The organism is Telluria sp. BA11 (assembly GCF_056680305.1).
The window spans coordinates 2,052,608-2,066,954 of record NZ_CM155275.1; the positions used below are offsets into that span (position 1 = coordinate 2,052,608).

The window sequence follows — 14,347 nt, forward strand, 5'->3', positions numbered from 1 at the left end:
CGCTCGCGCATTCGGATGACCTCAGCCTTTCGGCAACGGCAACCCTTCCGTGATGGCCAGATGCTCCATCGCATCTTCCATCACGACGCGCGCCCGCCCTGCCGCCATCTTCAGCCGCGCATGCAGCACCTCATCACCCGGATTGCGATGGGCACACTGGTCGCTATAGCGCTCGAAGCTGGAAATCATCATCAGGATCTCGGACAAGTGCCGGGGACATTCGCAATCGAGGCGGATGCCGGCCGCCGTCATGATGTTGCTCAGCGCCTCCTCATCGAAGCGGGGCGGCGCTACAGGCGGCAGCGGCTGCTCCTGCAGCGGCGGACGGTGGCCCGTCAGGGCCGACTGGCACAGCAACGCCAGTTCGGACAGGTCAGCCGGAATGCGCGCCACCAGGCAGCCCTGCGCGCGCAGGGCGCGAATCGTGGCACTGGAACAAAAGCGGTACAGCACCACGACGGCTGCAACCCCAGTGGCCTCGCGCGCGGCGGCGATCGGCGCCAGGCCGGTGTCGTCGAGTTCGGACTGTTCGATCACCAGCACGTCCGCCCCGACATCGCGCGGCAACGCCAGCGCCTGTGCGAGAGTGGCGCAATGACCGCGCACGTCCAGGCCCAGCGCAGCTTGCCCGGTGGCGGCGATCCGGCGCGACAGCATTGCGCCGACCAGCAGCACGCGCGCTGGCGAGGTGGCAATCGCCCTCGCCTGGCCATCCAGGCCCAGCATCGATTGCAGCTGTTCACGGTTCAAGCCGGCCAGCACGCCAATCGAATGGCCCTGATCGACCAGTTGCTTGAGCAGGCCGAGGCGCGCGACTTGTTCGGCGGAATACAGGCGCTGGCCGCGCTCAGAACGCTGCGCATCCGATAAACTGTAACGGCGCTCCCACACCCGCAGGGTTTCTACAGGCAATCCGGCCAGGCGCGCAGCAGCACCGGTCCGGTACATGATCGGTTCATGATGGGTTCTTAATGAGTTTTCCATGATTTTTGTCCCTTGATTGAACCTTTATTATGCTACAGAAACGGTGCACACGTTAGACAAGTTGTAAAAAGAGGATTACATTGGAATCAACGCGGTTCACGACGAACTGCAAAAACCACATGGAGTCATACGATGAAAAAATTTCTGATCGCACTGCCACTCGCCTTCGCCTTCGGCGCCGCCAACGCAGCAGATATCGTTGATACCGCCAAATCGGCTGGCACGTTCAATACGCTGGTCACGGCTGTCCAGGCTGCCGGCCTGACGGACACCCTGAAAGGTCCGGGCCCGTTCACCGTGTTCGCACCGACCGACGCCGCATTTGCCAAGATTCCAAAAGCCAAACTCGACGCACTGCTGAAAGACAAGGCCGCGCTGACCAAGGTGCTGACGTACCACGTGGTGCCAGGCACCGTGAAAGCAGCCGACGTCAAGCCAGGCGACGTCAAGACCGTCGAAGGCAGCGCCTTCAAGGTCAAGGTTGCTGGCGGCAAAGTCATGGTCGACAAGGCCACTGTCACCAAGACCGACATCGTTGCCGACAACGGCGTGATCCACGTCATCGACACGGTCATCATGCCAAAATAATCACAAACTTCCTGTGCGTTAGGGAACGTTAAAGCGCCCCCGCTGCCCGGCATTGCCGGATAGCGGGGGCGTTGTCGTATCGGCTGGCGTGGCGCGCGTGGTACATTCCCGGCTTGCCTGCGGCACCCGGCCGCGGGACTGATCGACGAGGATGGCATGAAATTTCGTTTGATGACGGTGGCAGCGGCGACCCTGGCCGCCACCACCGCAATGGCCGCGCCGCGCGGCTTCACCGTGGAAGACCTGGTCAATATGGAACGGGTCGGTAGCCCGGCCGTATCGCCCGACGCCACGCGCGTGATCTACACCGTGCGCAGCACCGACATGGAAAAGAACCGCGGCAACACCCAACTCTGGATGATCGACCTGCGCGCCGCCAAGCCGACGCCGCAGCGCCTGACCGACCATGCGTCGAGCAGCGCCGATCCGGAATGGTCGCCGTCGGGCGATGCTGTGTATTTCCTGTCCGCGCGCTCCGGCTCGTCGCAGGTTTGGCGCCAGCCGGTGGCCGGCGGCGCCCCCGTCAAGGTCACCGACCTGCCGCTGGACGTCGACAACTTCCGCGTCGCACCCACGGGCGACCGCCTGGCGTTCAGCCTGGCAGTGTTCCGGGACTGCGCCGACCTGGCCTGCACCAAGGCACGGCTGGACGCGAAAGAAAAAGAAAAGGCCACCGGCAAGGTGTATGACCGCCTGTTCGCGCGCCACTGGGATACCTGGAGCGACCACCGCAATGCAGTGCTGTTCTCGGCGCCGATCGGCGCAGCAGGCGCGATCACCGGCGAGCCGGTCAGCCTGTCGGGCTCGCTCGACGGCGACGTGCCCTCGAAGCCTTTCGGTGACCGCGAAGAATACCGCTTCAGCCCGGACGGCAAGACGGTCGTGTTCTCGGCTCGCATCGCCGGCAAGACGGAAGCCTGGTCGACCAACTTCGACCTGTACAGCGTGCCAGCGGCAGGCGGCACGGCCCCACGCAACCTGACGGCGGACAATCCGGCCTGGGACACCAAGGGCACGTTCTCGCCCGATGGCCGCACGCTGGCCTACCTGGCGATGGCCCGCCCCGGCTTCGAGGCCGACCGCTACCAGATCATGCTGATGGATGTGGCGACCGGCACCAAGCGCCCGCTGGCAGCCAGCTGGGACCGTTCGGCCGGCAGCCTGGTCTGGCGCGCCGACGGCAAGGCACTGATCGTCGATGCGGAAGACATCGGCCAGCACCGCCTGTTCTCCATCGACGTGGCAGGCGGCAAGGTCACCCCGCTGACCGACACCGGCGCCGTGGGCGCCTTCGATCTGCGCCGCGATACGCTGGTCTATACCCATGCGAACCTGTCTGCTGGTGCGCAATTGTTCTCGATGAAGCTGGGCGCCAAGCCGAAGCAGCTGACCACGTTGAACACCGAGCTGCTGAAAGACGTGCGCTGGGGCGAGGCCGAGCAGTTCTCGTTTGCCGGCGCCAATGGCGACACCGTCTACGGTTACGTGATGAAGCCGTGGAATGCGCAGCCGGGCCAGAAATACCCAGTCGCGTTCATCGTCCACGGCGGGCCGCAAGGAAGCTTCGGCAACAGCTGGAGCTATCGCTGGAATCCACAGACCTATGCCGGCGCGGGTTACGCGGCCGTGTTCATCGACTTCCACGGTTCGACCGGCTACGGCCAGAAGTTCACCGACTCGATCAGCAACGACTGGGGCGGCAAGCCGCTGGTCGATCTGCAAAAGGGCTACGACGCGGCGGTGAAGAAGTTCCCGTGGCTGGACCGTTCACGCGATTGCGCACTGGGCGCGTCGTACGGCGGCTACATGATGAACTGGATCGCCGGTAACTGGTCGGATGAGTTCAAGTGCATCGTCAATCACGACGGCGTGTTCGACACGCGCGGCATGGCGTACTCGACCGAGGAGCAGTGGTTCACGGACTGGGAAAACGGCGGGCCGTACTACAAGGTGCCGGAGAACCATGAGCGCTTCAATCCGGTTCATCACGTCGCCAAGTGGAAGACGCCGATGCTGGTGATCCAGGGTGATCTGGACTTCCGGATTCCGACGGCGCAGGCGCTGGGGACGTTCACGGCGCTGCAGCGTCAGGGCGTCGAGAGCAAGTTGCTGGTGTTCCCGGATGAGAATCACTGGGTACTCAAGCCAGCCAATTCGGTGCAGTGGCATCACACCGTGAATAGGTGGCTGGATCGGTTCTTGAAAGCGCAGCCAGCGAAGTAACGCTGCAATGAAAAAAGCCCGCTGGGAAGCGGGCTTTTGCGCTGAATTTAGAGCAGTAGCTTCATGCTCAGTGTTGATTAGTCCTCATTGTTCTTAGTAATTGCATCCAGCGCAGCCGAGTTTGTGACCGTAGTGGTGTTTTCCCATGCAAGATTTGCGTCGTTCAGGGTTGGAGTCATGGTGATGGTGCCGCCGTCCACATCCGTACCGATGCCGCTATCTGCCAGCGTGATGAGGATGGTTCCACCGTCGACAGCGACACTAGCGATTTCTTTGGTGGTGAAGGTGGCAGGGACACCGCCTGCGCCAGAATCACAAGCGTCCAGCGAACCACCATTTTCCTGTGCGCAAACACCAACGGCTGTTTTGACCGATGAAACCGCGCCCAGTACTGAAGCTATTTTTGCTTTGATGGTGTAGTTGCTGTACTGCGGAATTGCCACAGCAGCCAGAATACCGATAATTGCAACGACGATCATCAGTTCGATCAGGGTGAAGCCGCCTTCGGCTTTTTTGCTTGGCATTTGCTTGAAGTTCATTTTAAATCTCCAGGTGGGTATTTCAAAAAAGTGGACCTACGTATCTTGTGCTGCTCACTGCTACGCTTTCTTATATGCAAGCGCTGTGCCAGCCCAAAAATGGCGTAAAACGGTCGATTTTATGAACAACAAACCAACAAAATCCTGTTCCAGCACAAAAAACGGCACCTCGGATGACAAAATTTGTCAGTGCCCTACGGCAATTTTTGTCACGCGCGATGCGTATCAACAAAAAGTGGCGCACCAAATAGAAAACGGGGAGCTCACGCTCCCCGTCTTATCTTTCGATCAATAGATCGTCAGGATTACAGCATGGCCTTCAGCAGACGCGCCATTTCCGACGGGTTCTTGGTGACGGTGATGCCGCAGGCTTCCATGATTTCCAGCTTGGCTTGCGCAGTATCTGCACCACCCGAGATCAGCGCGCCGGCGTGGCCCATGCGCTTGCCTGGTGGCGCGGTGACGCCAGCGATGAAGCCGACGACTGGCTTCTTCATGTTGTCCTTGATCCAGTAAGCCGCGTTGGCTTCGTCAGGACCACCGATTTCGCCGATCATGATGACCGCGTCGGTATCAGGATCGTCGTTGAACATCTGCATGACGTCGATGTGCTTCAGACCGTTGATCGGGTCACCACCGATGCCGACTGCCGACGACTGGCCCAGGCCCAGTGCGGTCAGCTGTGCAACTGCTTCATACGTCAGGGTACCCGAACGCGAGACGACGCCGATGCGGCCCTTGCGGTGGATGTGACCTGGCATGATGCCGATCTTGATTTCGTCAGGGGTGATCAGGCCTGGGCAGTTAGGGCCCAGCAGCAGGGTCTTCGAACCTGCTTTGGCCATACGGTCCTTGATTTCCATCATGTCACGGACTGGAATGCCTTCGGTGATGCAAATTGCCAGGTCCAGCTCGGCTTCGACGGCTTCCCAGATTGCAGCGGCTGCGCCTGCTGGTGGGACGTAGATGACCGACACGTTGGCGCCGGTTTCTTTTTTCGCTTCAGCAACGGTTGCGAAAATCGGGATGCCTTCGAAATCTTCGCCGGCTTTCTTCGGGTTCACGCCAGCAACGAATGCTTCCTTGCCGTTTGCGTACTCACGGCACATGCGGGTGTGGAACTGACCGGTCTTGCCGGTGATGCCCTGGGTGACTACTTTGGTATCTTTGTTGATCAGAATCGACATTTTTTTATTTCCTTAGCAATTAGGCTTGACCGGCAGCAGCGGCGACGACCGACTTGGCTGCGTCTTCCATCGTGTCTGCGGCGATGATTGGCAGGCCCGATTCGGCCAGCATCTTCTTGCCCAGGTCTTCGTTGGTGCCCTTCATGCGCACGACCAGCGGCACTTGCAGCGAAACGGCTTTCGATGCAGCGATCACGCCTTCGGCGATGACGTCGCAACGCATGATGCCGCCGAAGATGTTGACCAGGATTGCTTTCAGGTCAGGGTTCTTCAGCATGATCTTGAACGCTTCGGTCACTTTCTCAGCCGTGGCGCCACCGCCGACGTCGAGGAAGTTGGCCGGCTCGCCGCCGAACAGCTTGATGGTGTCCATGGTGGCCATGGCGAGGCCGGCGCCGTTCACCAGGCAGCCGATGTTGCCGTCAAGCGAGATGTAGGCCAGGTCGAATTTCGATGCTTCGACTTCAGCTGGATCTTCTTCGTCCAGATCGCGGTAAGCGACGATTTCAGGACGGCGATACAGGGCGTTCGCGTCGAAGTTGAATTTGGCGTCCAGGGCGATGATCTTGCCGCTGCCGGTGACGATCAGCGGGTTGATTTCGGCCAGCGATGCATCGGTTTCCCAGTAGGCTTTGTACAGGCCCTGCAGGTTCGCGCGTGCGTCGGCGATCGAGCCGGCTGGCACACCGATCTTGGCGGCGACGTCATCAGCCTGCTCATCGGTCAGGCCGACTTTTGGGTCGATGATGACGTTGTGGATTTTTTCCGGGTTGCTGTGCGCGACTTCTTCGATGTCCATGCCGCCTTCCGACGAGGCCATCAGCACGACTTTCTGGCTGACGCGGTCGGTGACGAGCGAGACATACAGTTCTTGTTTGATGTCGGCGCCTTCTTCGACCATCAGGCGACGGACTTTCTGGCCTTCCGGGCTGGTCTGGTGCGTGATCAGCTGCATGCCCATGATCTGGTCAGCGTATTCCTTGACCTGCTCGAGCGATTTGGCGACCTTGACGCCGCCGCCCTTGCCACGGCCACCAGCGTGGATCTGTGCCTTGACGACCCAGACCGGACCACCCAGTTCTTCAGCAGCTTTGACAGCCTCTTCAACCGACATGCACGGAATGCCGCGCGGAACGGTCACCCCGAATTTTCGGAGGATTTCTTTGCCCTGATACTCATGGATCTTCATGCTGGCTTCCCTTCTATCTATTACTGAATTAGAAACGGTTGAACTACAGAAAAAACAAACGACGACTTAACCCGACACTGCCTTGATGGACCAGCGCGGGTAATATTTGGCCACGGCGGGGCCGTCGCTGCGCAAGGCATGGCAACGGTCGAGCTCAAATGGACGGTCGGATGACGTGACGCCTTGCCCGCCTGGGGCATCGACGGTGTCGTCAGCAAAGGCTTGCAGCGCTGCAGTGGGCAGCACCTGGGCCAGTTCGGTCAGATGGGTGCAGCCGAGCACGCCGGACAGGCGGTCTTTCAGATGCAACCGGAAATGGTTCACGAGCGAGAGCCCGATCAACTTCTTGTAGGCAGGGCCGATGGTATCGCAAAAGCCCGGATACGGGACGGCATCGGATGCGGCTTCGGCATCGACGATGTTCAGGTCGCGGTCGATCGTGACGCGCAGCTTCAGGTCGTGCACTGGCGTGCCGCCGGGCCGTTCGCCGGAAGCAAGTTCAACAGTACGCGTTTTCACATCGCGGATGCTGGCATCAAGATCCCACATGCCATCGTCGCGCGCATAGGCATCGACTGTGATGGCGCGCGTATGCCGGAGCGAGCGCGATACGGGAAGAGACAAAGGCATAAATACCAGTGCCGTCGAGACGGCGGTTAGTGATGCAGCCGGTGTGCTAGTGCACGTCACCGCAGCTTCTGCGGCAACAACCGCTCATGCGGCGCTGCTTAAACCCCTAAAGTTTAGCACAGCGTCCCGCCCGGCGCATCGCTAAAAGGGGACATCACGGCCAACGTCGACGACGATGCCCGGACTTGGCAGGCGCTTGACAGCGTGTTTGACGCATATGGTATGCGCATGAAGGACAGCCGGTGGTGGTCGCCATTCATGTCATGAATGGGAGATATGGGATTTTTTTCTGAGTACTGCCAACGTAAAAAAGCGCCAGCGTGCAGCGCCATCGCCCGTTGAGGAATATGCGTTCGCATATCGGGGATGACGCTCCACGCTGACGCCTGGGGCAGCATCGAGTTGTACCTCGTGACTGCAAGCGATCACGAGAACATTAATTAGTCGGGAAACTCGTCGTCGTCGGGCGCGCCCTGCATCGCCGCCCGTGCCGCGCGCTGGGAAAAGCCACGCTGCAGCAGGAATCGCATCTGCTTGGCGCGCGCCGCGGCATCCTCGGCAACCGTGCCGAATTTGCGTTGCCAGACTTCGACCGCACGCGCGGTCTCGCTGTCGGACAGCCCGGCCTTGATATCGACCAGGGCCTCGCCCGTTAATCCATGACTTTTCAATTCGGCCATCACGCGACTGTCGCCATAACGGCTCGCTTTACGGTTGACCAGGGATTCGGCAAAGCGTTCCTGCGACAACCAGTTATTTTTTTCAAGAAAATCGAGCAGGGCATCGACGTCATCCCCCTCTTCCGCATACTTGGACAGCTTGCGGCGCAATTCGAAGCGGCTGTGCTCTCGCTGCGACAGATAGCGCAGCGCGCGGCCCTTGAGACTCAGTTCGGGTGCTCGCATGGGGAACGTCAGCCCATCAGCATGGCGCCAGGCGCCGGTGGCAAGCTGCTGCCACCGCGCCCTGCGCCCGGCTGATTATTCACCAACCGCCTGCAGCTTCGGCTTGTCGTCGCCACCGATCGTCGGTGGCAGCTCACGCACACCCAAGGCGGTACGGACCTTGTTTTCAATCTCGCGCGCCAGGGCTGGACGGTCACGCAGGAACTGACGCGCGTTGTCTTTACCCTGACCGATACGCTCGCCGTTGTAGCTGTACCACGAGCCCGACTTCTCGACGATTTTGTTATCTGCGCCGAGATCCAGAATTTCGCCTTCACGGGACGTGCCTTCTCCATAAAGAATGTCGAAGTGCGCTTCCTTGAATGGCGGGGCGATCTTGTTCTTGACGACCTTGACCTTGGTTTCGTTACCGATCACTTCGTCACCCGACTTGATCGAGCCGGTACGACGGATGTCCAGGCGCACCGATGCGTAGAACTTCAGCGCGTTACCACCGGTGGTGGTTTCAGGGCTGCCGAACATGACACCGATCTTCATGCGGATCTGGTTGATGAAAATGACCAGGGTGTTGGTGCGGTTGATCGAGCCGGTGAGCTTGCGCAGCGCTTGCGACATCAGGCGCGCCTGCAGGCCGGGCAACGAGTCACCCATGTCGCCTTCGATTTCGGCGCGTGGCGTCAGGGCCGCGACCGAGTCGATGACGACCAGGTCGACACTGCCCGAGCGCACCAGCGCGTCGGTGATTTCAAGCGCCTGCTCGCCGGTATCCGGCTGCGAGATCAGCAGTTCGCTCAGGTTGATGCCCAGCTTTTGCGCGTAGGTGACGTCGAGTGCGTGCTCGGCGTCGATGAACGCGCAGGTGCCACCCAGCTTTTGCATCTGGGCGATGGTTTGCAGCGTCAGGGTGGTTTTACCCGACGATTCAGGACCGTAGATCTCGACGATACGGCCGCGCGGCAGGCCGCCAACGCCCAGCGCGATGTCCAGGCCCAGCGAGCCGGTGGAGACCGTTTGTACTTCTTCGACCGGCGTGTTCGCATCCATGCGCATCACCGAGCCCTTGCCGAACTGCTTTTCAATCTGCGCCAGGGCGGCAGCCAGCGCCTTGCCCTTATCAGCGGCGTTCAATGCGGTTTTTTTGTCGTCCATGGTGTACTTTCTGTCGTGGAGTAGGCAAGGTGTGGGCGGTCACGCGCACTTCAAGAGCCAGTACTGTATAAAAATCCAGTGGTTTTTGCAAGCGAAAAGACGTGGTTATCTTACCAACAATCGCTCGGGACTCGCATTGTGGCGGTAAATCCAACACAATGAGAACCGGTTCGATCACGCGTGTTCGATGAACAAGCGACAACGTCAATAAGAGGTGCCCCATGCGAATTCTGCTTGCCGAAGATGATAGCGTACTTGCCGATGGCCTGACGCGCTCCCTGCGCCAGTCCGGCTATGCCATCGATTGTGTCAAGAACGGCCAGGATGCCGATACTGCCCTGTCCACGCAGGAGTTCGATCTGCTCATTCTCGACCTGGGCCTGCCGAAGATGTCCGGACTCGAAGTGCTGCGCCGCCTGCGCGCCCGCGCCTCGCTGCTGCCCGTATTGATCCTGACTGCGGCCGACTCGGTCGAGCAGCGCGTCGAGGGTCTCGACCTGGGCGCCGACGACTACATGGCCAAGCCGTTCGCGCTGTCCGAGCTCGAAGCGCGCGTGCGGGCGCTGACCCGGCGCGGCGCTGGTGGCGGCGCGGCCGTCGTGCGCCATGGCCCGCTGGTCTACGATCAGGTTGGCCGCAGCGCCTACATCAACGACCAGATGCTCGACCTGTCGGCGCGCGAGCTGGGCCTGCTCGAAGTGCTGCTGGCGCGCACCGGGCGCCTCGTCTCCAAGGAACAATTGGTCGACCACCTGTGCGAATGGGGCGAAGAAGTTTCCAACAATGCCATCGAGGTGTACGTGCACCGCCTGCGCAAGAAGATCGAGGTCGGCGGCGTGCGCATCGCCACCGTGCGCGGCCTGGGCTATTGCCTCGAGAAATTCTCCGAGGCCAGCGCGGCCGCCGCAGCCGCTGCGGCCGCGAACGACGCCCGCATCGCCACCTCCGCCGCCGACAAGTGAACGCCGGCTTCACGCCCGAGCCCGCGCAGCAGCAGCCGCAGCAGCAGCAACAGTTCGAGCCGCTCTACGTTCCACCCAACCCCGAGCCGGACGAAAACATCCGTCACTCGCTGTTCGGGGAAATCCTCGACTGGATGCTCGCGCCGCTGCTGCTCCTGTGGCCGATGAGCATCGCGATCACCTATCTGGTGGCGAAATCGATCGCCAATCAACCGTTCGACGACGCGCTCGAAGACCGGGTCACGGTGCTGGGCCAGCAGATCCGCACCGTGGACGGCAAGACGGTCGGCCAGCTGCGCACGGCCGGACGCGACATCCTGCGCGCCGACGACGTCGACAGCGTGTATTACCTGCTGGCCGGCCCGGCTGGCGAACACCTCGACGGCGACCGCGACCTGCCGCGTCCGCGCGCCAACCGCGCTGGCGAGCCGGCCCGCAGCGGCACGGTCGAATTTCGCAACGACACGATCCACGGCACGCCGATCCGCGTGGCCTACGCGTATGTGAATCTCGATCCGCTGCACGAGCGCACGGCATCACCGACGCCGTCGCTGGCACTGGTGCAGGTGGCCGAAACGCTCGACAAGCGCGCGCACCTGGCCAATGAAATCATCAAGGGCGTGATCCTGCCCCAGTTCATCATCCTGCCGGTGATCCTGGCACTGGTCTGGTTCGCGCTTTCGCGCGGCCTGAGTCCGCTGGCCGAGCTGCAGCAGCGTATTCGCGCGCGGCCGCAGGACGATCTGTCGCCGATCGATCCGCGCCAGGTGCCCGAAGAAATCTCGCCGCTGGTCGGCTCGTTCAACGACATGCTCGAGCGCCTGGGCAAGACGGTGGAGATGCAGAAACGCTTCATCGCCGACGCCGCGCACCAGATGAAGACGCCGCTGGCCGGCATGCGCATGCAGTCTGAACTGGCCCTGCGCGAAGTCGATCCGGCCGAGATCCACCGCTCGCTCGAGCAGCTGGCCAAGAGCTCCGAATCAGCCACACGCCTGATCAACCAGTTGCTGGCCCTGGCGCGCGCCGAGAACCAGCCGCAGGCGGGCCTGGCGTTCGACGAGATCGACCTGGCTGCGGTGGCGCGCGAGACCGTGCAGGACTGGGTGCAGGCGTCGTTCGCCCACCAGATCGACCTGGGTTTCGAGCCGCCCGCCAATGACGACGAGCGGGTGATGATCGCCGGCCAGCCCCTGATGCTGCGCGAGATGCTGTCGAACCTGATCGACAATGCGCTGCGCTATACGCCCGCTGGCGGCAGCGTGACGGTGCGCGTGCGCAGCAGCGGCGAACACGCGCTGCTCGAAGTCGAAGACACCGGCCCCGGCATCGCGCCGACCGAGCGCCTGCACGTGTTCGAACGCTTCTACCGCATCCTGGGCAGCAATACCCAGGGCAGTGGCCTGGGGCTGGCGATCGTGCGCGAAATCGCGCAGCAGCACGGCGCCGACATCGACATCTTCAACAATCCACGCAGCGTGTCCCCACGCTTTCCTGGCAGCCTGTTTCGCCTGACCTTCCCACCGCCTGTGGGTGAACCCGACCATGCCGACTGATTCCATCCCTGAACCGACCTCCGACACAATGGCACGTGCGCGCCTGGAACACGCCCGCGCGATCCACTGGCACCGCACGCGGCGCATGTCGCTGCTGTTGCTGGCCGTCTGGCTCGTCACGGGTTTCGGCACCGTGTTCTTCGCGCGCGAGCTGGCGCGCTTCGAGGTGTTCGGCTGGCCGCTGTCGTTCTACATGGCCGCGCAGGGCGCCGCACTCGTGTCGCTGACGATCATTGCCATCTACGCCTGGCGCATGCGCCGGCTCGACCGCGATTACCACGCCGCACTGGCGCCGCGCCCATGAGCACGAACCCTACGCCGGTTGTGAAGCACGGCTATTTCAGGAAGCTCTCGCGCTACTACCTGTCGTATACCGGCGCCTTCGCCATATTCCTGGCGGCCCTCGCCCTGCTCGAGCAGGAAGGCATGCCGCGCCTGTGGATCGGCTACCTGTTCATGTTCGCCACGATCGCGCTGTACGCGATCATCGGCGTGATCTGCCGCACCTCGAACGTCACCGAATACTACGTCGCCGGCCGGCGCGTGCCGGCCATGTTCAACGGCATGGCAACGGCGGCCGACTGGATCTCGGCGGCCAGCTTCATCAGCCTGGCCGGCGGCCTGTATCTGCAGGGCTTCGACGGCCTGGCCTTCATCATGGGCTGGACCGGCGGCTTCGTGCTGGTCGCGCTGCTGATCGCGCCCTACCTGCGCAAGTTTGCGCAGTACACGGTGCCCGACTTCCTGGCGGCGCGCTACGGCGGCGGCGCGGGCGGCCGTGGCGGCCCAGTGCGGGCGCTGGCCGTGAGCGCGACCATCCTCGTCTCGTTCACGTATGTGGTGGCGCAGATCTATGCGGTCGGCCTGATCGCGTCTCGCTTTACCGGCGTCGATTTTTCAGTCGGGATTTTCCTGGGCCTGGCCAGCATCCTGGTCTGCTCGTTCCTGGGCGGGATGCGCGCCATCACCTGGACCCAGGTGGCGCAGTACATCATCCTGCTGGTCGCGTTTCTCATCCCAACCATGTGGCTGTCGGTGAAGCACGCCGACAATCCGATCCCGCAGGTGGCATACGGATCGCTCCTGCCCAAGCTCACCGCGCGCGAAGCCGAACTGGCGAAAGACCCGCGCGAAGCCCAGGTGCGCGCCGAGTTCCTGCGCCGCGCTGACGGCTACGCCGCGCGCGTGGGCGCCCTGCCCGAATCGTGGGAAGCCGGCAAGCTCGACGCCCAGCGCCAGCTGGCTGCAGCCCGCGCGCGCAACGCGTCGCTGACCGAAGTACGCCAGGCCGAACGCGCGCTGACCACGTATCCCAACTCGGTCGACGATGCCCGCGCGCTGTGGCTCGAACGGCGTGACGCCAACCTGGCACGGGCACGCCCGCCCGAGCCCCATGCGCAGCCGTTCCCCGGCGCCACGCCGGAAGAATCCGACGCACGCCGCAACAATTTTCTGGCGGTGGTGTTCTGCCTGATGTTCGGCACCGCCGCCCTGCCCCACATCCTGATGCGCGCCTACACGACGCCCTCGGTGCACGAGACGCGCGTGTCGGTGTTCTGGACGCTGTTCTTCATCCTGCTGGTGTACCTGACGATTCCCGCGCTGGCCGTGCTGGCCAAGTACGACATCTATACGTCGCTCGTGGGCAGCGATTTCTCGTCGCTGCCCACCTGGATTTCGTACTGGGCCAATGTCGACAAGGCCAATCCCCTGATCAGCGTGGCCGACATCAACGGCGACGGCATCGTGCAGCTGGCCGAATTCGCGATCGACGCCGACGTGCTGGTGCTGGCCACGCCCGAAATCGGCGGCCTGCCCTACGTGATCTCGGGCCTGGTCGCAGCCGGTGGCCTGGCGGCGGCGCTGTCCACGGCCGATGGCCTGCTGCTGGCCATTTCCAACGCGCTGTCGCACGACGTGTATTACAAGATGGTGGAACCGGGCGCGTCGACCCAGAAACGGGTGACGATCTCGAAGCTGCTGCTGCTGGCAGTGGCCTTCATCGCGGCGTACGCGGCGTCGCAAAAGCCGGCCGACATCCTGTCACTGGTGGCGGCGGCGTTCTCGCTGGCCGGCTCCACACTGTTCCCGGTGCTGGTGCTGGGAGTGTTCTGGAAGCGCGCCAACCACATCGGCGCCATCACCGGGATGATCACGGGATTTGCCGTGTGCCTGTATTACATGCTGCGCGCCAGCCCGGTCCTGGGCGGCAATGCGCTGGAAACCTGGTTCGGCATCCTGCCGATGGCGGCCGGCGTGTTCGGGGTGCCGGCAGGCCTGCTCACGGTGGTGGTGGTGAGCCTGCTCACGCCCCGCCCGAGCCGGGCCAGCGCCGGCATGGTCGACTATATCCGGGCGCCCGAATGACACAGACAGGTGGAAACTGAGGTGGGAATTGAAGAGATTTTCCCGGTGACGCAAATGCTATTCTGGGC

Annotated in this window: 13 protein-coding genes; 6 read left to right on the top strand and 7 right to left on the bottom strand. The window is 62.4% G+C overall.

What is annotated here, in order from left to right:
• Positions 1 to 21: 21 nt before the first annotated feature.
• Positions 22 to 948, bottom strand: coding sequence for a MerR family transcriptional regulator (locus tag AC1MGT_RS08965; RefSeq protein ID WP_499503898.1), 927 nt, complete (start codon positions 946 to 948; stop codon positions 22 to 24).
• A 168-nt stretch (positions 949 to 1,116) separates the two neighbouring features.
• On the opposite strand from AC1MGT_RS08965, the gene AC1MGT_RS08970 reads away from it, so the two are divergent.
• Together AC1MGT_RS08970 and AC1MGT_RS08975 are read left to right on the top strand one after the other, a co-directional pair.
• Entirely contained in the window at positions 1,117 to 1,572 is a 456-nt protein-coding gene (locus tag AC1MGT_RS08970; protein ID WP_183556134.1) for a fasciclin domain-containing protein, read from the top strand.
• 156 nt (positions 1,573 to 1,728) lie between these two features.
• Positions 1,729 to 3,795 (top strand): S9 family peptidase, encoded by a 2,067-nt coding sequence (locus AC1MGT_RS08975; protein ID WP_499503899.1) that lies wholly within the window; start codon positions 1,729 to 1,731, stop codon positions 3,793 to 3,795.
• Between the two features lie 77 nt (positions 3,796 to 3,872).
• On the opposite strand, the gene AC1MGT_RS08980 is transcribed toward AC1MGT_RS08975, so the two are convergent.
• From AC1MGT_RS08980 to recA, 6 genes are all read right to left on the bottom strand, one after another.
• The gene (locus AC1MGT_RS08980; protein ID WP_499504270.1) at positions 3,873 to 4,319 is read right to left on the bottom strand and encodes a pilin; all 447 of its coding nucleotides are present in this window, start codon (positions 4,317 to 4,319) and stop codon (positions 3,873 to 3,875) included.
• A gap of 320 nt (positions 4,320 to 4,639) precedes the next feature.
• Positions 4,640 to 5,521: a succinate--CoA ligase subunit alpha gene (gene sucD / locus AC1MGT_RS08985; RefSeq protein ID WP_332532790.1), complete on the bottom strand. Its 882-nt coding sequence runs from the start codon at positions 5,519 to 5,521 to the stop codon at positions 4,640 to 4,642.
• A 19-nt stretch (positions 5,522 to 5,540) separates the two neighbouring features.
• Positions 5,541 to 6,710: an ADP-forming succinate--CoA ligase subunit beta gene (sucC, locus tag AC1MGT_RS08990; protein ID WP_183556131.1), complete on the bottom strand. Its 1,170-nt coding sequence runs from the start codon at positions 6,708 to 6,710 to the stop codon at positions 5,541 to 5,543.
• 66 nt (positions 6,711 to 6,776) lie between these two features.
• Entirely contained in the window at positions 6,777 to 7,340 is a 564-nt protein-coding gene (locus tag AC1MGT_RS08995) for a DUF2889 domain-containing protein (protein WP_183556130.1), read from the bottom strand.
• A 440-nt stretch (positions 7,341 to 7,780) separates the two neighbouring features.
• Positions 7,781 to 8,245: a recombination regulator RecX gene (recX, locus tag AC1MGT_RS09000; protein WP_499503900.1), complete on the bottom strand. Its 465-nt coding sequence runs from the start codon at positions 8,243 to 8,245 to the stop codon at positions 7,781 to 7,783.
• Between the two features lie 75 nt (positions 8,246 to 8,320).
• Positions 8,321 to 9,394 carry a recombinase RecA gene (recA, locus tag AC1MGT_RS09005; protein ID WP_183556129.1) on the bottom strand — a complete coding sequence of 358 codons (1,074 nt, stop codon included), beginning with the start codon at positions 9,392 to 9,394 and terminating at the stop codon, positions 8,321 to 8,323.
• A gap of 221 nt (positions 9,395 to 9,615) precedes the next feature.
• On the opposite strand from recA, the gene AC1MGT_RS09010 reads away from it, so the two are divergent.
• The 4 genes from AC1MGT_RS09010 to AC1MGT_RS09025 are packed head-to-tail and all read left to right on the top strand — an operon-like array spanning position 9,616 to position 14,279.
• Positions 9,616 to 10,356 carry a response regulator gene (locus AC1MGT_RS09010; RefSeq protein WP_332532786.1) on the top strand — a complete coding sequence of 247 codons (741 nt, stop codon included), beginning with the start codon at positions 9,616 to 9,618 and terminating at the stop codon, positions 10,354 to 10,356.
• The gene (locus AC1MGT_RS09015; RefSeq protein WP_499503901.1) at positions 10,353 to 11,912 is read left to right on the top strand and encodes a sensor histidine kinase; all 1,560 of its coding nucleotides are present in this window, start codon (positions 10,353 to 10,355) and stop codon (positions 11,910 to 11,912) included. The genes AC1MGT_RS09010 and AC1MGT_RS09015 overlap by 4 nt, the downstream gene beginning before the upstream one ends.
• The gene (locus AC1MGT_RS09020; RefSeq protein ID WP_499503902.1) at positions 11,902 to 12,216 is read left to right on the top strand and encodes a DUF4212 domain-containing protein; all 315 of its coding nucleotides are present in this window, start codon (positions 11,902 to 11,904) and stop codon (positions 12,214 to 12,216) included. Before AC1MGT_RS09015 ends, AC1MGT_RS09020 begins: the two co-directional genes overlap by 11 nt.
• Entirely contained in the window at positions 12,213 to 14,279 is a 2,067-nt protein-coding gene (locus tag AC1MGT_RS09025; protein ID WP_499503903.1) for a sodium:solute symporter family protein, read from the top strand. The genes AC1MGT_RS09020 and AC1MGT_RS09025 overlap by 4 nt, the downstream gene beginning before the upstream one ends.
• Positions 14,280 to 14,347 lie beyond the last annotated feature (68 nt).